Raw genomic sequence first — 22,063 nt, 5'->3', positions numbered from 1 at the left:
GCCCGTCAGCTCTCGGAGTTCGTCACGCGCGTGAAGTAGGGGAGGCTGTCGGAGGCCGGCACGAAGCCCTCGACCCCCGAGCGCCACGCGTACGGCATGCCGACGAACATCGGGTACATGCCCACGGCGTCGTCCCAGACGATCTGCGTGGCCTGCGCGTACAGGTCCTCCCGCTCGGCGGTGTCGCTCGTGGCCTCCGCGGCGGCCAGCAGCTCGTCGAGGTCCTCGTTGCAGTAGCCGGTGCGGCCCGCGGCGCACGGGTACAGGCGCCCCAGGTTGGTGGCGGCGTCGTACCCCTGCGAACCGATCTGCTGGATGTTGAGGTCCCACTTCAGGGCCAGCAGGTCCTCCAGGAACACCGCCTGCTCCTTCTCCAGCGGCTCGACCTGCACGCCGATCTCGGCCAGGTCGGAGGCCACGGCCTGCGCGAGCTGGCGGAACTGCGGCTGGGAGAACTGCATGCGCAGCTTCGTGTCGTAGTCGAAGCCGGTTGCGTCCAGGGCCGCCTTGGCGGCCTGCGGGTCGTGGACCACCGGCTCCTGCGGCGCGTAGCCGAGCACCACGGGGCTGACCACGGAGTCGGCCGGCGAGCCCGTCTCCGGGAACAGCGAGGCGGTGATCTCGTCGAAGTCGACCGCCTGCCACAGCGCCCGCCGTACCGCGGCCTCCTGGAGGGTCTCCTCGGAGCTGTTCATCCACATGGTCAGCACGCCGGGGCTGTCCACGCTCTCGACCGTGATCGAGGTGTCGCCCTGCAGGGCGGGGATCTGGTCGTCGGGCATGGCCCAGGTGACGTCGACCTCGCCGGTCTGCAGCGCCGTCATGCGGGCGGAGACCTCGGGGATCGACTGGAAGACCAGCTCCTGCAGCGCCGGGGGACCGTCCCAGTAGGTCGGGTTCGGCGTCATCCGCAGCGTCTGGCCCGGCTCGAACGACTCCACGACGAACGGCCCGGAGCCCACGGGGTCCTGGAAGAACGCCTCGTCGACTCCCGCCGGGGTGACGAAGAACGACGAGATCTTCGCGACGAACGACGCGTCCGGCTTACCGGCGTCGAACACGACGGTGGCCTCGTCGGGCGCCTCCACCTGGTAGTCCACGAAGTTGCCGGCCAGCGGACCCTGCAGCTCCAGCACCCGCTCGAAGGAGGCCACCACGGCGTCGGCGTCGACCGGCTCGCCGTCGGAGAACTCCACGCCGTCGCGCAGCGTGAACGTCCACTGGCTCGTGTCGTCGTTCGGCTCCCACTCGGTCGCCAGGTCGCCCGTGAACTCGCCGGGGCCGGTGCTGACCACGAGCTGGCTGAACAGGGCGCGGGCCGCGAGGTGCGTGCCCGCGTCCATGCTGGACGGGCCGTGCGGGTCCAGGTTCTCGATGGGGATGGGGCCGGCCGCGGTCAGCGTGCCGCCCGCCGCGTCGCCGCCGGGGTCGTCCCCGCCGTCGGAGCCGCCGCAGGCCGCCGTGGCCAGGAGCGCGAGAGTGATCGTGAGGGCGGGTACGGCGCGCCGGGTGCTGAGCTTCATCGCTCGTTCCTTCCGGTCAGGGCTGGGTGAAACGTCTGGTGAGGCGGTCGCCGACGAGGCCGATGCAGACGACCAGGACGGTGAGCGCGATGCCTGGGAAGGCCGAGATCCACCACGCGGTGGCGAGGTACTCCTTGCCGCTCGCGATGCTCTGGCCCCAGGACGCGACGTGGGGAGGGAGGCCGACGCCCAGGAAGCTGAGGGCCGCCTCGGACAGGACGACGGAGGCGAGCTCCATCGTGGCGAGCGCGACCACGGGCCCGGCGAGGAACGGCACCACGTGCCGGCCGAGGATCACCGGGGTGCGCACGCCCATGATGCGGGCGGCGTCGACCCAGTCGCGCTCGCGGACGGACAGGGCCACGCTGCGCGACAGCCGGGCGAACCCGATCCAGCCCGCGACCGACAGGGCGATGATCACCACGCCCGTGCCGCGGTCCAGGAGCCCGGCGATCACGATCGCCAGCAGGATGCCGGGGAACGCCATGAGCACGTCGACGGTGCGGGCCACGGCGACGTCGGCGAACCCGCCCGCGTAGCCGGCCACCGCGCCGAGCGCCACGCCCACCAGGGAGCACACCGCCACCACGACCACGCCGATGGTCAGGGACGTGCGCGCCCCGTGCACCACCTGCGCCAGCACGTCGCGGCCCACGCCGTCCGTGCCGAGCCAGGCGGTGCCGGACGCCGTGGCCGAGCCGGGCGGCAGCAGCCGCTCGGTGACGACGGTGGCCACCGGGTCGTACGGCACGAGGTACGGGCCGACGACGGCGGCGAGCACGTAGACGCCGATGATCGCGTAGACGACGAAGGCGCCGACCGGCGTCGCGCGTCTCATCGGCGGGCCTCCAGCCGGATGCGCGGGTCGAGGCGGGCGTAGGCGAGGTCGGCGGCCAGGTTGAGCACGACGACGCAGACGGCGATCAGCACCGTGGCGGCCTGCACCACCGCGTAGTCGCGGTTGCCGACCGCGCCGACCAGCAGGTTGCCGAGCCCGGGCCAGGCGAACACGGTCTCGATCACGACGGCGCCGCCCAGCAGCGTGCCGACCTGGAGGCCGACGACCGTGACCACCGGGACCAGCGAGTTCTTCAGGACGTGCCCGGTCAGCACCTCGCGCTCGGTCAGGCCCTTGGACCGCGCGGTGCGCACGAACGGCTCGGACATGGTCTCGGCGACGCCGCTGCGCGTGATGCGCCCGACCAGCGCGGTGAACGGGATGGCGAGGGTGACCGCGGGCAGCACCAGGTGCTCCAGGTCCCCGCCGCCGGCGCTCGGCAGGAGCCGCAGCCACAGCGCCAGGACCAGGATCAGCATGATGCCGACCCAGAACGGTGGCAGCGCCTGCAGCCCCAGCGTGACCGTGGAGGTGGCACGGTCCACGAGGCTGCCGGGCCGGTGCCCCGCCAGCACGCCGAGCACGATCCCGACCGTGACCGCGACGAGCGTGGCCGCCAGGGTGAGCGTGACGGTCGCGGGGAACCGTTCGAGCACCGCGTCCATGGCCGGGCGGCCGTACCGGTACGACTCGCCGAAGTCGCCGCGTACGGCGTCGCCCAGGAACGACAGGTACTGGGCGGGCAGCGGCCGGTCCAGGCCCAGCGTGTGCCGCAGCTCCGCGACCTGCTCGGGCGCGGCGTCGGGGCCCAGGGCGACCGTGGCCTGGTCGCCCGGCGCGAGGCGGACGACGAGGAACACCGCGGTGAGCACGCCCCAGATGGTGAACAGCCCGACGGCCAGGCGCCGCAGCAGGAACGTCAGCATCATCGCGGGCTCCCCACCGAGTCGCCGTCGACCGGCGTGCACGCGACGGAGAGCCGGCGCGGGCCGTCGTCGGCGTCCAGGATCTCCAGCAGGAGGCCCACGGCCGCCCGGCCCATGTCCTCGCGGGGGAGCGTGAAGCGGGTCCAGTCGCGGCCGGACGGGTTGGCGGTGCTGCCGGGCGTGCTGCTCGGCGACGGGTCGCCCAGGAGCGCGACGGAGAGGTCCTCCGGGATGCGCAGCCCCGCGGCGGCGGCGACCCGTTCCAGGGCGGCGACGGTCTGGTCGTCCTCGCTCGGCTCGACCAGCAGCGCCGTCACGCCGTCGGCCAGCCACCGCTGCAGCAGGTCGGTCAGCAGCGTGGTGGTGGTCGCGGCGTCGTCCGGCAGCTCGTGGACGGGCTGGTCCGGCAGGCCGGCGTCCGCCAGACCCGCGCGGAACCCCGCCTCGCGGTCGCGCGTGGGCTCCTGGTGGTCGGCGGGCCGCAGGTAGGCGAGGCGCCGGTGCCCGGCGTCGGCCAGGCGGCGCACCATGTCGCGGGTGGCGCCCACGTAGTCCGGGGCCACGTAGGACAGCTCCGCGCCGGGCAGCTCGCGCCGTCCGACGAAGACGAACGGGAAGTCCTCGCGGACCAGGTCGGCGAGGTCCGCGCGGTCGATGTGCCGGCCCAGCAGCACGCAGCCGTCGGCGACCTTGAGCCGGTTGATGCCGCCGGTGTAGATGCGGCGCTCGCCCGTGCCCACGGAGCTGAACAGCAGCAGGTCGTACCCGAACTCGGCGGTGGCCTCCTCGACGCCCAGCAGGAACGGGAAGTAGAAGTCGCGCTGGTCCACGGGGAAGACCGGCTCGAACGTGTAGAGGCCGAGCATGCGGTTGCGGCCGCCCTTGAGGCTGCGCGCGGCGGTGTTGACGGTGTAGCCGAGCCGCGCCGCGGCGTCGAGCACCGCACGGCGGGTCTGCTCGGCGACCTGGTTGCTGGCCTGGCCGCCGCTGACCACCAGGGAGACCGTCGCCTGCGAGACGCCGGCGGCCCGCGCGATGTCCACCTGGGTGGGACGCCGACGTTGCGTCATCGCAGACTCCTCGGGTAGCCGGCGCCATTGCCGGGTAGCCTCTTTAATACGTATTAAAGGGCTGCGACGCCACACTATGGATCCAGGCAACGGGCCGTCAAGGAAATCTCGGCGGAAACCCCGGTTTTCACCCGGTCGACGGAACGAGGGCGGGATGCGCGAGATCCGGTCGGACGACGACGTCCTGACCTGGGCGGGTGCCGTCTCCGTGGAGCACGGGCCGGGCTGGTCGCGCGCCTGGCGGCTGCCGCACGACCGGATCGGCCTGTTTCCCGGCGGCGCCCTGCGCTCGCGCGCCGCGATGCCCGCGGGCGTTCGGCTGGTCCTCGGCACCGACGCGCGGACGCTCGCGGGGCTCGCCGCGGTCCAGGGGGTCGAGGTGCCGCTGGACGTGGTGGTGGAGGGCGGCGCCGGGCCGGACGGCACCGGATCGGACGGCGCCGGATCTCACGGCGCCGTCGTCGCCGTGCCCGTCGGGCCGGACGGGGGCTTCGCCGTGGAGCTGCCGCCCGGCGACAAGCGGGTCGAGGTGTGGCTGCCGCAGTTCGGGACGTTCCGGCTGCTGGGCCTCGCCGTCGACGACGGGGCACGGGTGTGGCCGGCCGCCGGCCCGGCGAGGCCCCGGCTCGTGACCTACGGCAGCTCCCTGACGCAGTGCCGCCAGGCGGCGTCCCCCACGCGGACGTGGCCCGCCCGCGTGGCGCGCGAGCTCGGCCTGGACCTGACGTGCCTGGGTTTTGCGGGGGAGGCGCACCTCGACCCGATGGTGGCGCGCGTGCTGCGCGACCTGCCCGCCGACGTCGTCGTGACCTGCCTCGGCATCAACGTGTACGGCGCGGGCACGTTCGACGAGCGGTCGCTGCCGGCGGCGCTGCTCGGGTTCCTGAGCACGGTCCGCGACGGGCACCCGGGCGTGCCCGTGCTGGTGGTCTCGCCCGTCGCCTCACCGCGGCGCGAGGACGTGGCGGGACCCGCGGGCCTGACGCTCGCGCAGGTGCGCGGCCAGGTGGCCGACGCCGTCGGCCTGCTGGCCGCGCACGGCGACCCGGACCTGCACCTGCTCGACGGGCGCGCGGTGCTCGGGCCCGAGCACGCGCACCTGCTCGACGACGGCCTGCACCCGGGGCCCGAGGGCTACGCCCACATCGCGTCGGTGCTCGGCCCGGTGGTGCGGGAGCTGCTGGCCGGGCGGGACGCGGGCGGGGCGGTGCCGGACCGGCCGTGAGGCATCAGCGGGCGGTCAGAGCAGGTCCAGCGGCGTCCCGTACTCCGGGACCACCACACGCGTGCCGGGCGAGAGCTGCCCGATCCGCTCGGTGAGGTCGCGCATGCGGCCCCGCGTGCGCTCGTCGGCCCGCGGCGGGTCGGCCAGTGGCGACTCGAAGTCGTCCCAGTGCACCAGGACGACCTGCTCGACGCCGTCCAGCGCCGCGAGCAGGCGGCCGGCGTAGTCGGCGGTGACGTCGGTGCTGGGCACGGGCAGCGCCACGGTGTGGACGCGCAGCCCGCGCAGCGCCCGGTCGTCGTAGTCGCTGCCGCCGAGCAGCAGCACGGACCGGCCCTGCGGCGAGCGCAGCAGGTACGACAGGGTGTCGCCCTCCGGCAGGTCGGCGATCGTGCGGGGCGGCGCCGGCACCCGCGTGTGCACGCCGGGGAACAGCAGCCCGCCGGACGCCGTGCGGCTGTGCAGGGAGGGCACGACGCGCAGCACCAGGTCGCCCAGGTGCATCTCCTCGCTGCCGCGCACGACCGCGAGCTGCTCCCGGGGCACGCCCATGGCCAGCCCCAGGTGGTACCCGGTCAGGGTGGTGAACACGGTGGCGCCGCGCGTGCGGGCCAGGTGGGGCACGTCGGCGAAGTGGTCCCAGTGGGTGTGCGTCACCAGGATCGAGTCGACGGCGCCGTCGGCCGTCCCGGCTGCGCCGAGCGCCGCGTCGAGCGCGGCGGCGTCGACCCGCAGCCGGGTGGTGGCGCGGAACGCCCCGGCCGCCAGGCCGGTGTCGAACCGCGTGACGTACGGGTCGAGCAGCACCGTGGTCGTGGGGGTGCGGATGCGCCAGCCGGAGGTGCCGAGCCAGGCGAACGTGGCGAAGCCCGTGGGAGCGCCGGCCGCTTCGGCAGGCGGGACCGCGCTTCCGGCGGCGGGCGCCGGGACCGCGCCCAGCGCGCGGGCCCCGGTCACGCCGCCGAGCACGCCCAGGGCCGCCGTCCCGGCGCCGGTCATCAGGGTGCGGCGGCTGAGGCCGCGGTTCGAGGTGGTGGGTGTCGTCATGCGGCACACCCTTCGCGAGGCCGCAGGCGAGAGTCAAAGAGTCTTGCCGACGTGGCCCGAGTCGATCCTGATATGGCCACCGCCTAGGCTCGGGCCGTGGACCTCCTGAAGCACCTGGGCTTCTTCGCGGCCGTCGCCGACGCCCGGCACTTCGGCAACGCCGCCGCCGACCTCGGCATGACCCAGCCGCCGCTGTCCCAGGGCATCCTCCGGCTGGAGCGGCACCTCGGCGTGCGGCTCTTCGACCGCGACGCGCGCGGCGTGCGCATCACCGCCGCCGGGCGCCGGCTCCTGCCCGCCGCCCGCGACCTGCTCGACGCCGCCGACGACCTCGTCGTCGCCGCCCGCGACCTCGCCCTGCCGGAGCAGGTCCGTCTCGGCGTCGCCGCCGACCTCGAGGACGGCGTCCCCGGCCTGCTCCGGGTGGTCGCGGGAGACGCCGCAGGCGGCGCCGTGGTGCCCACGGTCGCGGGCAGCGTCGAGCTCGTCGACCTGCTGCGGGACGGCCTGCTCGACGCCGCCGTCGTGCGCCACCCGGGCGTGCTCGACGGCCTGACGGCGGGTCCGGTGCTCATGGTGCCGACCCGGCTGGTCGGCACACGACCGGATCCCGGCGTCGGGCTCGCGGAGGTCCGGCTGCCCGTGGCCGTCCCGCCCCGGCACCACCAGCCGCCCGCGCACGACCAGCTCGTCGACGCCCTGCGCCGCGCCGGACACAGCGGCGCGGTGGTCGAGGCGCGGGACGCCGCACAGCGCCAGGCGCTGGTCGCGGCAGGGGCGGCGGTCGGGGTCGTGCCCACCACCGTGGCGCGGCCCGGCGACCCGTCGTGCCCGCCGTTGCGGCTGCGCGTCGCGCTGCCCCACACCGCGCAGCGCCGGCCCGAGGTGGACCACGACGCGGTCGCCGCGGCGATCGAGCGGGCGCTCGGCGCGGGACCGGGCCGATGACGCCCGCCGGCACCACCGCCGTCGTCGCGACCCTGCGCGACGTGGCGCGCGACGCGGGCGTCACGGCCCGGGTCCACGCGACCCGCCTGACCGGCCCGCCCGGCGCGGTCGCCCTGGACGACGCCGAGCCCGTCGCGATCGCCTCGCTCTACAAGCTGCCGCTCGCGCTGGTCTGGGCGGATCTCGTGGCGGCGGGCGACCTCGCCGCGGACCAGCCGCTGCGGCTCCCGGCGGGCTCCCGCATGCCCGGCCCCACGGGGGTGGCGATGCTGCTCGACGACGTGTCGCTGACCGCGCGCGACGCCGTGCGGCTGATGCTCGCGGTGTCCGACAACGCGTGCGGCGACGCCCTCCTGGGCCTGGTGGGCCGGGCGCGGGCGCACGAGCGGCTGGCGGAGCTGGGCCTCCCGGCGACCCTGGTGCGGCAGGGCTCGGCGGAGGAGACGCGCGCCGTGCTGCGCGACACCGGTACCGGCGGCTGGGCCGCCGCCCAGCGGGCGCTCGCCGACCCGGACCGGGCCGCGGAGACGTCGCAGTACGACCCGGCGTTCGCGAGCGCCGCGACGGCGCAGCAGGTCGGCCAGGTGCTGCGCGTCCTGTGGTCGCGCACCGGCCCGGCCTACGACCTGGTGCGGGACGCGCTGGCTCACCAGGCGTGGCGGCACCGGGTGGGCAGCGGGTTCCCGCACGACGACGTGGCGCTGCTCGGCAAGACCGGCACCCTCGGGCGGCTGCGGCACGAGGCCGCCGTCGTCCGGTTCCCGCACGAGCACCCCGTGGGGGTGGTGGTGCTGACCCGGGCCGCGCGTCCGGAGCGGCACCTGCCGCGGGTGGACGCCGCGATCGGCGAGCTGGCGCGTCTCGCCGTCGGGCCGCTGCGGCTGCCCGACGACGTCTGACCGCTCCGTGCGACAGGTGACGCGCGACCGCCGTCAGCCCGCGGCGTCCTGCCGTCGCTCGTGGGTCAGGAGCGTGATCACCACGGCCACGACGACACCGATCAGCGTGTCGACGGCGCGGTCGCTGACGAGGCCGGCGACGGGCACGGGGTGCGCCAGGTGCGTCATGGACAGCGCGAGCGGCGTGATGAACAGCATCGCGACGGCGTAGTTGCGGCCCACGTACAGCTCGGCGCCGGCCTGCAGCAGCGCGGCGACCGCGATGACCACGAGGGGCGGCGGACCCGCCGTCAGCAGCGCCCACGCGAGGAGCACGCCCACCAGGGTGCCCGCCAGGCGCTGGGCGGCGCGCATGAGCGCCCCGGAGGCGTCGGGGGCCGACATCGGCACCACGGCGGCGACCATCGCCCAGTACGGGTGCCCGACGGCGGTGGCGATCGCGCCCGCGACGGCCACGCCGGCGGCGTACCGCACGAGGTAGTGCGAGAGCGTCCACTCCGGGCCGGTGGCGCTGGGGGCCCTGGTCGCCGGGGCCGGGCCCGGCTCGAACCGCGCGAGGGCGGCGGTCAGCGCGAGCGCGAACAGCACGGCGGCCACGGCCACGGCCAGGGCGACGACCAGGCTGCCCGCGCCGGCCGGCACCGAGGAGCAGGCCCCCAGCGCGAACACCGGGAACAGCGGCCCGGGCGGGTGCCAGCGCAGCCGGTGCGACACGATCGCCACGCCCGTGGCCCAGAGCGCCGCGACGGGCACCACAACCCACCCCGTACCGGGGACGGCGGAGGCCAGCACGGCGATCAGCGTGCCGACGAGCACCGACGCGACCAGCACGGCCCCCGCCTGGACCTGCATGACCAGGCGCGGCCGGATCGGCACGGTGCGGCCGAACAAGCTGGTGAACGCGCCGAACGTCGCGTAGAGCGACCACTCCAGGTGGCCCGTCGCCCAGAGCACCAGCATCGGCACGGCCACCGACGCGGCGGCCCGCAATGCCACGGGCAGCTCCCCGCCGTACGGTCCCACGTGCAGCATCCGGCGCAGGTGGGGGAGCGGGGAGCGGGAGTTCATGACCTTTGCATCTTCCCACGCGGCCAGGTCGGGATAACCCACGGCCCAGCACGGAGGACAGCCGGTTGGTGCGCGGATCGCCGTCTGACCAGCATGGACGCATGACCGAAACCGCACCGCACACGTTGCTCACAGGCCGGCTCCGGACGTCCGCGGCCGGCGCGTTCGCGCTCGCCGTCGCGGCGGGGATCGCCGAGGCCGTCGTCGCCGTCACCTCGATCGTGACGCAGCAGGGGGCCGACGGCGCCCTGCTCGCGCAGGTGGGTCTGCGCGGCCTGATCTTCGCCGCCGCCCTGACCTGCGCCTGGTACCTGGCCCGCGGACGGCGCTGGGCGTGGTGGGCCCTCCTGCTCGGCCTGGGCGTGGTGGGCCTCGCGTCGATGCTCCTGCCCATGGCCGCCCTGCTGGCCGACGGCGCCTCCTGGTCCACCGCCTTCGAGGGCGACGTCTCGCCGCTCTTCCCCGTGATCCGGGCGCTGCACATCCTGTTCGTGCTGGCGGGCGTCACGCTGGCGCTGCACCCGGCGGTCCGCGCGAGCCTGGGCGCAGGCGCCGCACGCCGACCGGGATGAGCAGACATCTGCTGCCAGGACCGGGCCGGTCCTGGCAGCAGGTGCGTGGTCACCTCGCCATGGTCACCTCGGTGTGGTCACCGCGACGGGTCAGCCGGCCGGCGCCGTCGCCACGTCGAAGACGTGCATGATGCCGCGGTCCGTCGAGGCGGGCAGCACCACGGCGTCGACCGTCCTGCCCGGGTCCAGCGCCACGGGGCGCGTCGCGAACACCCGGAACGTGCCCGTCCCGGCCGTGCCGTTGCGGTTGTTGCGGCCCTGCACCTCGACCAGCGTGGTGTTGCCCGCGCCGGGGCCCGCCGCCCAGTCCGTCAGCTCGACCTCGACCGGCTGGCGCGTACCGTCCGTGTACTCGACGTACGCCGTGCCGCGCGCGGGACCGTTCGTGGCCAGGCCGAGGAACGAGACCGACGACGCCGGGGCGTCGTCCAGCTCGACCCGCTGACCGGCGACGATCCAGTTGTCCGGCTTGCCCGCCCCGGCGTCGGGCCAGGTGAAGGCGACGCCCGTGTCCGCGCCGTCCACGCGCAGGGGCAGACGCGCCCCCGGCGCGGCGCCTGCCGCCGTCAGACCCTCGCGCGACAGCGACCAGTCGCTCAGGTCGACCGACCCCAGGTTCCCGCGGCCGTCGTGGGTGGTGCCCACGTTGTTCCGGCCGTCCATCCCCTCCGTGTACGACGGCGGGACGTCGTCCGCCCCGGTGCCCCACGTCCCCGGCTCGTCGGACAGCGTGAACCGCAGCGTGCCGCCCTTCCGGGCGAACGACGCGTCGATCCAGGACGCGCTCTGCGTGCGGCCGTCGACCCGCAGGCCGGTGGTGTACCGGCGCTCGCTGCTCGCACCCGGCGCGACGATCCGGTAGTCCCGGCGGCTGTCGGCGGCGTCGATGGTGATGCTCTCCCACAGCGGGGCGCTGACGGCGAGCCCGGCCGTGCCGTAGACCACGGGGTAGATGCCCAGGTTGGCCCAGACGTACCAGGCGCTCAGACCGCCCTGGTCGTCGTTGCCGGGCAGGCCCGTCGGCGTCGTGTCGTACAGCTCGTCGACGGCGCGGTGCAGCACGTCCGTGGTCTTGTGCGGCTTGCCGAGCCAGTTGTAGACCCACGGGGAACTGAAGGCCGGCTCGTTGCTCAGGTAGTTGCCGGTCTGCGTGTAGGCGCCGGCGTCGAGGTCCTCCATGAGCACGTCGAGCGCCTGCTCGGACGCCTCCGCCCCGCCCCGCTTGTCGACCAGGGTGCCGACGTTGTGCGGCACCATCCAGCCGTTCTGGTAGCCGGTGGACTGGTTGAACTGACCGCGGCCCGCTCCGTCGTCCCGCACCCGCAGGTCGAAGGACCGGTCGAAACCCGTGCGCTCGCGCGGGCGGATGTGCCGGGTGACCGGGTCGAACACGTTCTGCCACGACTGGGCGCGGACCATGAGCGCGTCGTGCGCCTCGTCGTCGCCGAGGCGCTCGGCGAGCTGCGCGATGGCGAAGTCCTCGATCGAGTACTCCAGCACGCGGGCCGTGGCGAAGTTGCCCTTGCGGTTCTCGATCATGCCCGTGGCGAGGTACTGGTACGCGTCCGGGCGGGTGCTGGCATCGCCTGGCAGCGACTGGGTCTCCAGCAGGGAGGCCAGCGCGGCCTCGCGGTCGTAGCCCGTGGCGCCGAAGTCGTCCATCGCGGCCAGCGCGATCGGCAGCGAGTCGGCGGCCATGCGGGCCTGCACCAGGTTGTAGGTCGGGCCGTCGTACCAGGTGCCGGTCTGCTGTGCCATGAGCACGAGCGACTGCGCGATGTCCTCCGCGACCTTCGGGAACGTCATCGCCAGGAGCTGGGCGTGCCCGCGGTAGAAGTCCCAGCCGGCGAAGTTCACGTACAGGTGCCGGCCCTTCTCCACGCGGCGCAGGTCGCCGTCGTAGCCCACGTACTGCCCGTTGACGTCCTCGAACACGTTCGGCTGCTGCAGCACGTGGTAGAGCGCCGTGTAGAGCTTGGTGCGCTCGGCGTCGGTGTCCGAGCCGGCGTCGGGGCCGTCGCCGCCGTCCACCTCGATGGTCCCCAGCGCTTCGCGCCAGGCGTTGCGGGCGCCCGCGCGGACGGCGTCGAAGCTCTTGTGCCGTACCTCGGTGACGCGGTTGAGCGCGGCGTTCCCGACGCTCGTGTAGCTCAGGCCGATGCGGGCCGTGACGGTGCTGCCCGGCTCGAAGCCGAGCCAGGCGCCCGTGCCGTGCTTCTTGTCGGTGCCCACGGCGTGGTCCTGGCCGGGCGTGACCTGGCCGTCGTCCCACACGCCGTGGCTGCGGATCGGCTGGTCGAACGTCGCGGAGAAGTGGACCGTGTAGTACGTGCCCTGGTTGCAGACGGCGCCCGCCGTGACCGTGCCGGTCACGGTGCGGCGCTCCGCGTCGATCGTCACCTCGCTGGCGCGGATCGAGTTGTTCGAGCCGGCGACGTCGAGCAGCAGGGTGGCGCCGTCGGCGCCCTGCGGGAACTCGAACCGGCTGACGGCGGTGCGCTGGGTGGCGGTGAGCTGCGTGGTCACGTCGTTGCTCGTGGTGACCTCGTAGAACCCGGGCTCGGCGCGCTCGTCGTCGTGGCTGAACGGCAGGTAGTAGTCCCGGATGTTCGCCGCCGGGTCGGTCGGCAGCGCGCCGTCGGGCAGGGCGCCCGTGAAGGGCAGCACCGGGAAGTCGAAGCCGCCGTAGTTGCCCGTGCAGCCCGTGCCCGACAGCCGGGTCATGCCGAAGCCGCGGATCCGGTCGGCGGTGTACTCGTAGCCGCCCTTCTCGCCGTTGCTGCCCTCGCGGTAGGTCGTGGGGCTGGACTGGACCAGGCCGAACGGCGCCGTCGCGCCCGGGAACGTGTTCCCGTAGGCGTCGTTGCTCTTGTTCTCGGTCGTGTCGAGCTCGGTGCCGATGAAGGGGTCGACGGCGTCGAACGGGGAGAGCTCGCGGGAGTGCGCCGTCGCCTGCTGGGGTGAGGCGGCCTGTGCAGCGGCGGGCTCGGCCGCCGCGGGCAGCGTCACGGCGGGGGTGAGCGCGAGGAGCGTCACCACCCCCGCCGCGAGCGCCGCCCGGGTACCGGCGGGACGGCTGGGGCGCGGTGCTGGGCGCCACCTGGATGAGGACATGACTTGTTCCTGACGTGTCCGGGGAAGGGTCGGCTCAGTGTGTTGGCCGAGGTCTTCGCCCAGGTGAGCGCCGCACGGCCGCGGGGTGAACGGGCCGTGGCGGCCCGGCTACCGCGTGCGGCGGCCCGGCTACCGCCGCAGGAAGTCGCTCACGGCCGCGAGGAACTCGTCCGGGGCCTCGTGGTGCACCATGTGGCCCACGCGGATCTCCACGAGCCGGCCGTGGGCCACGCGGGCGGTGAACTCCGCGAGGTCCGCCTGGTCCACGTTGCTCGTCGGGCCGCCCGCGACGACGAGCACCGGCGCCTCGATCCGCAGCGCGTCGTCCCACCAGGCCGGGTCGGGTTCGCTCCGCTGGGCGCGCAGCGCGTTGACGAGCGGCCAGTCGAACGGGACGGGGTGGTCCGGCTCGTCGAACGGCTCGAACCGCGGCCCGCCGGGGCGCGGCGGGGTGGCGTCCTCCAGGACGAGGCGGGTGACGGGGGTGGTGGCGGGTTCGGCGGTGGCCGGCTGGGTGGTGGCCGGCTGGGTGGTGGCCGGCTGGGTGGTGGCGTTCAGGGCGGCGGTGACCAGGGCCGCGGTGACGGCGCCCATCGAGTGCCCGACGATCGCGAGGTCTCCCGGGGCGGTCACGTCGAGCGCGGCACAGAACGCGAGGGTGTCGGCCGTCATCACCTCGTACGAGTACTGCCCGGGCCGGTCGCTGTCGCCGTGGCCCCGGGCGTCCGGGGCCAGGACCCGGTGGCCGAGCGCCGCGAGGTCGTCGAGCAGGGGATCCCAGGACAGCGAGCTTTCGCCGAGGGCGTGCAGCAGGAGCAGCACCGGGGCGGCGGGGTCGCCGGCCTCGCGGTAGGCGAGGCGCAGGGGCGCGACGCTGGTGGGCGTGGTGTCGGCGGGTGCGTCGTCGTCGTGCCGGAGGGGTGCGTGCTGGATGTCGACGTGGCGGACCGGGTGCTGCGCTGCGGTGGTCATCCGCGCAAGTATGCCGAGCCCGGGACCGCGCGTTGACCAGCGGGAACAACCGGCCGCGAAAATCCGCTGACCGCGTACGGGTCCGGCCGCTACGGTCGGGCGTCGCTGACGCACCGGACGGAGGTGAGACGCGTGAGCAGCAACAAGAAGAACCGCACCCGGCACAAGCACGCGCTCCCGGCCGAGGCCGTGCGTGAGCGTGCCGAGCACGCCCGCTCAGGTGCGGCCGGGGTGCACGCCGACCAGCAGGCCCGGGCCTACCGGACGGGCGCCACCAACCGCGTGGGTTCGCGCTCGGCACGGGTACGCGCCGCGATCCGCGCCGACCAGCGCTGACCGGACCCGCCCGACCCGCCGCGCCCGCCCGGACCCGTCCGACTGGACGCGCGGGTGGGGGGCGCCAATAGTGCGCTTCTACCCAGCCATTGGGCCCGGAAACGGCGTGATTTCGGGCCCAATGGCTGGGTAGAAGCGCACTATTGGCGGCTCCCCGGCGGTCCGGCTCCCCGGCTCCCCGGCGGTCCGGCGAGGGCTGGACGCCCCACCGCCCCCCGTCAGTGGTGGTGGCGGTGCCTGCCCGCCGCCACCGGCGTCGCACCCGGGCGGGACCACTGGACGGCAGGCCTCCCTTCGACCCTGTCGTCTCCGCCGTTCCCGGCGCCGTCCGCGTCGGAACGCCAGAACCAGCCCGCCGACCGGCCCTCCGGCCAGCCCTCGGGGGAGTCCTGCCAGGCCTCCACGCGGCCGCGCGCCGTCATGTCGAGCAGCGCGAGCGCCGGCATCGTGGCCTCCGCCCCGCGCCCGGTGACGGAGTTGGTGAGGTAGACGCGGTCGCCCTGCCGCAGGAAGCACACCCAGGTGCCGAACTCGCCGCCGCCCACGATCTCGTCCGCACCGTCCTGCTCGGAGTAGTCCAGTACGGAGAACCAGTGCTCCGGGTACCCCATGAACTCCACGAACGGCGCGAGCTCCGCGTAGGGCGCCTTCGCGAACACCGCGAACGAGACGCCGCGCGCGGTCAGGTAGGCCGGGTCCTGCACCGCCCAGTAGGTCAGCGTGCAGCCCTCGCACTGGTTCTCGAACGGCTCGCCCGCGTGCCACATGTGCTTGTAGACGACCAGCTCCTCGCGGCCGTGGAACAGGTCCAGCAGCGTGGTGGGCCCGTCCCGTCCGACGACGACGGCGCCCGCGTCGACCTCCGCCATCGGCAGCCGGCGCCGCGCCGCCGCGATCGCGTCGCCCTCGTGCGTGTGCGCCTTCTCCCGCACCAGCAGCTTGTCGCGCGCGGCCTGCCAGGCAGCCCGGTCGACGACGGGCGGCACGCCGGGGGAGTCAGGCTGGGCGCTCGCGGTGCCGGCCTGGTCGGGGTGGTGCTCGTGTGTCGCGGTCATGTGCTCTCCTTGGTCGACGGGCTGCTCGGTGTGCGGGACGACGCCCTCTCCACGTACCGACGACCGACCACACCGAAGCTCATCGGCCGGGCGTCCATGAGGACGACGAACGAGCCCCGCCGAGAACGACACGCGCCGAGAACGACAGTTCCCTGCGGTCGGCAGTCTGCATCGAGGTCGGCACAGGCCTGTGCCGACCTCGATGCCAACTGCCGACTTTGTGCGGCAAACTGCCGACGCGGGAGGGAACTGCCGAGTTCGTGCGGCAAACTGCCGACGTCGGCGGCGAGTACTCCTACCGCAGCGCCGCCGAGACGATCTCCAGGGCCTCGGCCCGGCTGATCCCCAGGGCGCGGGCCGTCTCCGCGTACCGCGCCGCGGCGTCCTGGGCCAGGGCGAGGCGCTGGTTGCCCGCCGCGCTGACGAACGTCCCGGCGCGGCCCCGGGTCTCGACGAGCCCGGCCGCCTCCAGCTCGCGGTACGCGCGGGCCACGGTGTTGACGGCGATCCCGAGGTCGGCGGCCAGGGCCCGCACGGTCGGGAGCCGGGCGCCGACGGGCAGGGTCCGGTCCGCCATCTGCTGGGCGAGCGAGGTGCGCACCTGCTCGTACGGCGGGACGGAGGACTCGGCGTCGATGCTGATCACGCTCGACACAGTACAAGCGCGGCCCGCGCCCGACAGGCCGGGACGCACCCCACGCCCCTCACACCACGCAGAGCTCGTTCCCCTCCGGGTCGCGCACCGTGACGTGGTCCAGTCCCGCCGGCCCGGGGGCCTCCCACGCGATGGTGCCGCCTGCCGCGACCAGCTCGGCGACCTTGGCGCGGATGCGCTCCTCGCGCAGGCCGGGCGGGACGTCGCGTCCGCCCGAGACCTGCAGGTCCACGTGCACGCGGTTCTTGACCGTCTTGGGCTCGGGCACCCTGAGGAACGACACGGACGGCAGCCGGCCCTCGGGATCGGCGAGATAGGCGACGTCGTACCACTCCTCCTCGGGCACGCCCTGGGCGGCCAGCCAGTCCTCCCACGTGCCCCACCCCGCGGGCGGCGGCCGCTCGCCGTAGCCGAGCGCGAGCATCCAGAACGGGGCGACCGCGCGGACGTCGGCGCAGTCGATCGTGAGGGACCAGGCGGTGGTCATACCCGCACGCTAAGGGGTCGCCCCGCCCGCCGCACGGTGGTAGACATGACCGACATATACGGAACATGGCGCGAGGGGGAACCGTGGCTGAGACGTACGAGATCAACGGTGAGGGCGGCGTTGTGCTGGAGGTGCTCGCGTCCGACGACGAGCCGCAGGGCGAGGTGACCGAGCCCTACGCGGCCCCGGAACCCGCCGAGCCGCCCGAGACACCGGAGCTCCCCGAACCCACCACGACCCCCGAACCGCCCGAGCCGTACGTCGAGCCCACCGCCACGGTGAGCATCGCGACCCGCGCGTCCTGGGGCGCCCGCTACCCCGACGGGGACCTGACCCTCACCGGCCCCGCCGTCGAGGTGTGGGTGCACCACTCGGTCACCGCGCAGCTCTCGCCCGGCGCGAGCGTGGCCGCCGAGGCCGAGCAGATGCGCGCGCTGGAGAGCGTGGGCCAGACCCGGTTCGGCACCGGCATCTCGTACAACGTGGTGATCTTCCCCTCCGGCCGGGCCTACCAGGGCGTGAGCTGGAACCGCCGCGGCACCCACACCGGCGGGCGCAACAGCACCTCCCGGTCCATCTGCTTCGCCGGCAACTACGAGACCAACAACCCCACCGCCGCCCAGATCTCCACGGCCGCGGCCATCTACGGCGCCGGCAAGGGCCGCTGGTGGACCCAGGGCGCGCCGCTCGGCGGCCACCGCGACGTCTCGCAGACCGCCTGCCCGGGGCGCAACCTGTACGCCCGGCTCGACGACATCCGCGCCGGCGCGGGCTCCACCCCGCCCAGCCCGGGGGAGCCCGGCGGCCTGACCGTCGACGGCTTCTGGGGCTCGTCCACGACCCGCCGCCTCCAGCAGGAGCTCGGCACCACGGTCGACGGTGTGGTCTCGTCCCAGAGCGTCGCCTGGCGCGACGTCAACCCGGGCCTGACCACCGGCTGGCGCTGGGTCACCGACGCCCAGGGCTCCCGCGTGATCGCCGCCCTGCAGCGCAAGATCGGCATGCCCGCGGACCAGCGCGACGGCAAGATCGGACCGCAGACCATCCGCGCCCTCCAGCGCTACCTCGGCACCCCGGTCGACGGCGTCATCTCCCGCGACTCCCGCGCGGTCATGACCCTGCAGCGCCGCCTCAACCAGGGCCGCGTCTGACGGCGCCGGGTCCGGCCCGGCCCGTCCGACGACGGCCGGGTCCGGCCCGCACCGCAGGTCACCGACGCCGCCCCCGCGATCACGGCTAGTCTCGCGTCCATGACCGACGCCGCCCAGCGCCCCGCACCCGCCCAGCCCGCCGGCCGCCCCGCGCCCGACCCGATCCCGCTCGGCACCGCACCCCGGCCCGCCCTCGGTGCCGACCTGGAGGCGCGGATCCGCGCGACGCTCGCGGACGAGGTCGGCGGCCAGGCCGTGGGGCTGGACCGCGCGCCGGTCACCGCGGAGCTCGACGGCGCGGACATCGCGTCCGCCGTCATCGACCTGTCGGGCGTCGTCGTGCGCCTGCCGGAGGCCGCGGCGCAGCCCACCCAGCCCGCCCACAACGGCCTGCCCGGCCACCATGCCCAGCCCGGCCACCCCGCCCAGCCCGCGTCGGCCGCGAAGCGCTGGCACCCCGAGGTGGTCCGCCGCGAGCCCGGCACGCTGCGCCACCTCCGCCTGGACGCGCACCAGCTCGTCGCGGTGGACCTGCCCGTGGACATCACCGCGGAGCTGACCGACCTGCGGTTCGATTGGGTCGAGGGCTCCGACGGCCGTGTCGGCATCCAGCCCGTCGAGCCCAGCGCCGACCACCCGGTCTCGGGCCACGCCCGGGTCGCCGTCGACAAGGCGGGCCTGGTCGCGACGGCGCGCGGGGTGCTCACCGTCGTGCTGCTGCAGCAGGGCATCACGCTGACCGGGCTGGACCTCGACGTGGTCTCGCAGGGTCCGCGGGCGGCGACGCTCCGGGTCGACGCCGCGATCAGGAAGGGCGTGTTCCTCTCGGCGCGGGTGCAGGCCACGGCGTCGGTCAGCATCGACGAGAACATGGTGCTCGCCGTGCGCGACGTGCAGCTCGGCAGCGGCAACCCGCTGGTCGCCGCGCTGCTCGGGACGATCCGCGGCAAGGTCGAGGCCGCCACCAGCCGGGACGTCGACCTCGCCGAGAAGCTGCCGGACGGTGTCCGCCTGGCCGACGTCCGCCTGGACGTGGGCCGCGAGATCGTGGCCAGCGCCCGCCTCGCCTGAGGCGGAGCGGCCCGAAACCGTCGCGCCGCCCCCGCCGGGGTACGTTGGGCGCATGTCCGTGAGCGCTCAGACCGGCCCGTCCACCAGGACCGGCGCCACCACCACCGGCTCGCGTGGTGGGTACGCCAAGGGCCGCGCGACGCAGCAGGAGATCATCCGCACGGCGATCCTCGTGTTCGCCGACGTCGGCTTCCACGGCGCGTCCCTGCGCGACATCGCGGCCCGGGTGGGGATCTCCCACCCGGGCCTGCTGCACCACTTCCCCAACAAGGCCGCCCTGCTGGAGGCCGTGCTGGAGTATCGCGACGCGGTGGACGAGCAGTCCTTCCAGGAGGACGTCGAACGCGGCTCCGACTACTTCGAGGCCCTGCTGAACCTCGTGGAGCGCAATCGCCTGCGCCGTCCGCTCGTCGAGCTGTTCGCCGGGCTGTCCACCGAGGCGACGTCGCCCGACCACCCGGCGCACGAGTACTTCCGGCGCCGGTACGCGCGCGTGCTGGGCGAGCAGTCCCAGCTCCTCCGGGAGCGGGCCGCGCGGGGCGGCCTCGCTCCCGGGGTGGACCCGGACCAGGCGGCGCGCACCGTGGTGGCGCTCATGGACGGCCTGCAGATCCAGTGGCTGTTCTCCCTGGAACGGCCGGGCGCCGAGCGGGTCGACATGGCCGCCGACCTGCGCGGCTACCTGGACCTCATCCTGCGCTAGTTGTTGGCCTCCGCGAGCAGCGCCGTCAGGGCGTCGCGGTCGAACCCGCCCATGCCGAAGTCGGCGACGACCGTGAGCGGCATGTCACCGATCATCCCGAGCATGTCGTCGGCCACGCCGCCGCCGTGCACCAGGGCCTGGACATGCGGCCCGACGACGGGGTGGTCCATCGCCTCGGCCACGGTGGACAGCGGCTCCAGCGGCAGGCGCACGTCCTCGCCGTCGACGACGACGGTGGCCGAGCCGCGCAGGTCGCGCGACGACGCGCCCACGGAGACGACGAACTCGCCGTCCTCGACCACCCAGCGGCGCAGCACGGGGTGCCAGTAGGCCAGGTCGCGGCCCGTGAGGTCGAGGGTGAGCTCGCGCGACTCGCCCGGCGCCAGGTCGACCTTGCCGAACGCCTTGAGCTCGCGCTCCGGGCGCTGCACCTGGGCCGCGGGATCGCCCACGTACACCTGCACCACCTCGGCGCCCGGCCGGTCGCCCGTGTTGGTGACGGTCACCCGCACGCGCACCGCGGCGCCGTGCGCGGCGTCGTCATCCGCCGCCGTCGCGTCAGGGCGCAGCACCTCGGCGGCCACGCCGTCGTAGGCGAACGTGGTGTAGGACAGGCCGTGGCCGAACGGGTAGGCGACGTCCGCCTGCCGCGCGTCGTACCAGCGGTAGCCCACCAGGAGGCCCTCGCCGTAGCGGACGTGGCCGAGCTCGCCGGGGAAGTTGCCGTAGGACGGGTTGTCCTCCAGCCGCAGCGGGATCGTCTCGGCGAGGCGCCCGGCCGGGTTCACCGCGCCGAGCAGCACGTCGGCGACGGCGGATCCGCCGGCCTGGCCGCCCAGCCAGCCCTCGACCACGGCCGGGGCGAGGTGCCGCCACGACGCGACGGAGACGGCCGAGCCGTTCGCCAGCACCACCACGACGCGCGGGTTGACCGCCGCGACGGCCTCCAGCAGCGCCACCTGCTCGGCGGGCAGGTCCATGTGGGCGCGGTCGAAGCCCTCCGACTCGTAGGAGGCGGGCAGCCCCAGGAACACCAGCACCGTCCCGGCGGCGCGGGCCACCTCGACGGCCTCGGCCAGCAGCGCCGCCGCGTCCGTGCCCGAGCCGGCGTCGGCGCCGTCGACCGTGTAGCCCGCGGCGAACGGCACCTCGGCGCCCGTCGCGGCGCGCAGCGCGGACAGCGCGTCGTCGAGCCGCGTGGGGTTGACCTGCGAGGACCCGGCGCCCTGGTAGCGCGGCGTGCGGGCCAGCTCGCCGACGACGGCGACGCCGTCGGCGGAGGCGAGCGGGAGCAGCGGCGCGCCATCACCCGAAGAGCCCGCGGGGACGGCGTCGTTCTTCAGCAGCACCGTCCCGGCGGCCGCGGCCTCGCGGGCCAGGGCGTGGTGGGCGTCGACGTCGAAGCCCTCGCCGGAAGCGGCGGCGGCGTCGAGCGCCGGCAGCGAGCGCGCCACCAGGTGCAGCACGCGGCGCGCCGCGACGTCGACCACGGCCTCGTCGAGCGTGCCCGCGCGGACCGCGGCGACCACCTCGGCGTCGGTCCGGCCGCCCGAGGCGGGCATCTCCAGGTCGAGCCCGGCGGCGACGGCGGCGACGCGGTCGCGCACCGCGCCCCAGTCGGACACGACGAGTCCTTCGAAGCCCCACTCGTCGCGCAGCACCTCGGTGAGCAGCCAGTGGTTCTGCGAGGCGTAGACGTCGTTGATCTTGTTGTACGAGCACATCACCGTCCACGGCTGCGCCTTCTTGACCACGCGCTCGAACCCGGGCAGGTAGATCTCGCGCAGCGTGCGCTCGTCGACGTCGGCCGAGACGCGCATGCGGTCGGCCTCCTGGTTGTTGGCCGCGAAGTGCTTCAGCGAGGTGCCGACGCCCTGGGACTGGATGCCGGCCACGAGGGCCGCGCCGAGCTCGCCCGAGATCACCGGGTCCTCGGACAGGTACTCGAAGTTGCGCCCGTTCAGCGGCGAGCGCTTGATGTTGATGCCGGGGCCCAGCAGCACGGCGACGTCGTTGGCGCGCGTCTCGCGGCCCAGCGCCTCACCGACGCGGCGCAGCAGCGCGGGGTCCCAGGTGGAGCCGAGCGTGGCCGCGGGCGGGAAGCAGGTGGCGGGCACGGAGGTGCCGAGCCCCAGGTGGTCGGGGGACTCGGCCTGCTTGCGCAGCCCGTGCGGGCCGTCGGTGACCATGACGCCGGGCACGGCGACGCCGTCCCGATCGACCGGCTGCGTGGTCCAGAAGTCCAGGCCCGACAGGAGCGACGCCTTCTCCTCGAGCGTGAGGGCGGCGAGCACGCGCTCGACGTCGAACGCGCGGCCCGAACCCGGGCCGGTGGTGCCCGGAACTACGGCTGCCGGGGCCTCGGTGGTCTCCTCGATGGTCATGGGTGCGCTCCTTAGCCTG

20 protein-coding genes are annotated in these 22,063 nt (G+C 74.8%); 8 read left to right on the top strand and 12 right to left on the bottom strand.

All coding sequences use genetic code 11. The annotated features are described in order from the left end of the window. Positions 1-5: 5 nt before the first annotated feature. The 4 genes from ACIPN7_RS09980 to ACIPN7_RS09965 are packed head-to-tail and all read right to left on the bottom strand — an operon-like array spanning position 6 to position 4,357. Positions 6-1,523 (bottom strand): ABC transporter substrate-binding protein, encoded by a 1,518-nt coding sequence (locus ACIPN7_RS09980; protein WP_400540605.1) that lies wholly within the window; start codon positions 1,521-1,523, stop codon positions 6-8. Positions 1,524-1,539: 16 nt separating this feature from the next. Then, positions 1,540-2,361 (bottom strand): ABC transporter permease, encoded by an 822-nt coding sequence (locus tag ACIPN7_RS09975; RefSeq protein ID WP_400540602.1) that lies wholly within the window; start codon positions 2,359-2,361, stop codon positions 1,540-1,542. Beyond that, entirely contained in the window at positions 2,358-3,290 is a 933-nt protein-coding gene (locus ACIPN7_RS09970) for an ABC transporter permease (RefSeq protein ID WP_400540599.1), read from the bottom strand. The genes ACIPN7_RS09975 and ACIPN7_RS09970 overlap by 4 nt, the downstream gene beginning before the upstream one ends. Further along, on the bottom strand, positions 3,287-4,357 hold the full coding sequence (locus ACIPN7_RS09965; RefSeq protein WP_400540596.1) for a LacI family DNA-binding transcriptional regulator: 1,071 nt from the start codon (positions 4,355-4,357) through the stop codon (positions 3,287-3,289). Before ACIPN7_RS09965 ends, ACIPN7_RS09970 begins: the two co-directional genes overlap by 4 nt. Positions 4,358-4,511: 154 nt before the next feature. Between ACIPN7_RS09965 and ACIPN7_RS09960 the strand changes: the two genes are divergently transcribed. Continuing rightward, on the top strand, positions 4,512-5,582 hold the full coding sequence (locus ACIPN7_RS09960) for a GDSL-type esterase/lipase family protein (RefSeq protein WP_400540593.1): 1,071 nt from the start codon (positions 4,512-4,514) through the stop codon (positions 5,580-5,582). 15 nt (positions 5,583-5,597) lie between these two features. Here ACIPN7_RS09960 and ACIPN7_RS09955 read toward each other — a convergent pair whose 3' ends face one another. Beyond that, entirely contained in the window at positions 5,598-6,629 is a 1,032-nt protein-coding gene (locus ACIPN7_RS09955; RefSeq protein ID WP_400540590.1) for an MBL fold metallo-hydrolase, read from the bottom strand. Positions 6,630-6,725: 96 nt separating this feature from the next. Here ACIPN7_RS09955 and ACIPN7_RS09950 point away from each other — a divergent pair, with 96 nt between their 5' ends. After that, entirely contained in the window at positions 6,726-7,577 is an 852-nt protein-coding gene (locus ACIPN7_RS09950) for a LysR family transcriptional regulator (protein ID WP_400540587.1), read from the top strand. Further along, positions 7,574-8,476, top strand: coding sequence for a serine hydrolase (locus ACIPN7_RS09945; RefSeq protein WP_400540584.1), 903 nt, complete (start codon positions 7,574-7,576; stop codon positions 8,474-8,476). The genes ACIPN7_RS09950 and ACIPN7_RS09945 overlap by 4 nt, the downstream gene beginning before the upstream one ends. A 33-nt stretch (positions 8,477-8,509) precedes the next feature. Here the strand turns inward: ACIPN7_RS09945 and ACIPN7_RS09940 are convergent, their stop codons facing one another. Further along, a complete protein-coding gene (locus ACIPN7_RS09940; protein ID WP_400540581.1) occupies positions 8,510-9,544 on the bottom strand; it encodes an FUSC family protein in 1,035 nt (344 codons plus the stop codon). Between the two features lie 101 nt (positions 9,545-9,645). On the opposite strand from ACIPN7_RS09940, the gene ACIPN7_RS09935 reads away from it, so the two are divergent. Further along, positions 9,646-10,116 carry a hypothetical protein gene (locus ACIPN7_RS09935; protein WP_400540578.1) on the top strand — a complete coding sequence of 157 codons (471 nt, stop codon included), beginning with the start codon at positions 9,646-9,648 and terminating at the stop codon, positions 10,114-10,116. Positions 10,117-10,206: 90 nt separating this feature from the next. Here ACIPN7_RS09935 and ACIPN7_RS09930 read toward each other — a convergent pair whose 3' ends face one another. Beyond that, complete coding sequence (locus ACIPN7_RS09930; protein ID WP_400540575.1) at positions 10,207-13,230, bottom strand: GH92 family glycosyl hydrolase; 3,024 nt, start codon at positions 13,228-13,230, stop codon at positions 10,207-10,209. 129 nt (positions 13,231-13,359) lie between these two features. After that, positions 13,360-14,202, bottom strand: a complete 843-nt coding sequence (locus ACIPN7_RS09925) for an alpha/beta fold hydrolase (protein WP_400540572.1) — start codon at positions 14,200-14,202, stop codon at positions 13,360-13,362. A gap of 132 nt (positions 14,203-14,334) precedes the next feature. Here ACIPN7_RS09925 and ACIPN7_RS09920 point away from each other — a divergent pair, with 132 nt between their 5' ends. Further along, entirely contained in the window at positions 14,335-14,538 is a 204-nt protein-coding gene (locus ACIPN7_RS09920; protein WP_400540569.1) for a hypothetical protein, read from the top strand. Positions 14,539-14,756: 218 nt separating this feature from the next. On the opposite strand, the gene ACIPN7_RS09915 is transcribed toward ACIPN7_RS09920, so the two are convergent. From ACIPN7_RS09915 to ACIPN7_RS09905, 3 genes are all read right to left on the bottom strand, one after another. After that, positions 14,757-15,593 carry a DUF899 family protein gene (locus ACIPN7_RS09915; protein WP_400540566.1) on the bottom strand — a complete coding sequence of 279 codons (837 nt, stop codon included), beginning with the start codon at positions 15,591-15,593 and terminating at the stop codon, positions 14,757-14,759. 295 nt (positions 15,594-15,888) lie between these two features. Continuing rightward, positions 15,889-16,248 carry a GntR family transcriptional regulator gene (locus tag ACIPN7_RS09910; protein WP_400540564.1) on the bottom strand — a complete coding sequence of 120 codons (360 nt, stop codon included), beginning with the start codon at positions 16,246-16,248 and terminating at the stop codon, positions 15,889-15,891. Positions 16,249-16,297: 49 nt separating this feature from the next. Further along, positions 16,298-16,735, bottom strand: a complete 438-nt coding sequence (locus ACIPN7_RS09905) for a VOC family protein (protein WP_400540562.1) — start codon at positions 16,733-16,735, stop codon at positions 16,298-16,300. 83 nt (positions 16,736-16,818) lie between these two features. On the opposite strand from ACIPN7_RS09905, the gene ACIPN7_RS09900 reads away from it, so the two are divergent. From ACIPN7_RS09900 to ACIPN7_RS09890, 3 genes are all read left to right on the top strand, one after another. After that, positions 16,819-17,886, top strand: a complete 1,068-nt coding sequence (locus ACIPN7_RS09900) for an N-acetylmuramoyl-L-alanine amidase (protein WP_400540560.1) — start codon at positions 16,819-16,821, stop codon at positions 17,884-17,886. Between the two features lie 99 nt (positions 17,887-17,985). Then, on the top strand, positions 17,986-18,957 hold the full coding sequence (locus tag ACIPN7_RS09895) for a hypothetical protein (RefSeq protein ID WP_400540557.1): 972 nt from the start codon (positions 17,986-17,988) through the stop codon (positions 18,955-18,957). Between the two features lie 52 nt (positions 18,958-19,009). Next, positions 19,010-19,660, top strand: a complete 651-nt coding sequence (locus ACIPN7_RS09890; RefSeq protein WP_400540554.1) for a TetR/AcrR family transcriptional regulator — start codon at positions 19,010-19,012, stop codon at positions 19,658-19,660. Here the strand turns inward: ACIPN7_RS09890 and ACIPN7_RS09885 are convergent. Next, positions 19,657-22,044, bottom strand: a complete 2,388-nt coding sequence (locus tag ACIPN7_RS09885) for a glycoside hydrolase family 3 C-terminal domain-containing protein (RefSeq protein WP_400540551.1) — start codon at positions 22,042-22,044, stop codon at positions 19,657-19,659. The genes ACIPN7_RS09890 and ACIPN7_RS09885 overlap by 4 nt on opposite strands. Positions 22,045-22,063 lie beyond the last annotated feature (19 nt).

The sequence above is a fragment of the Promicromonospora sp. NPDC090134 genome (genome assembly GCF_044746965.1).
GTDB lineage: Bacteria > Actinomycetota > Actinomycetes > Actinomycetales > Cellulomonadaceae > Promicromonospora.
The sequence above is the reverse complement of the archived record's forward strand: the minus strand, read 5'-3'. Positions and strand labels throughout refer to the sequence as shown.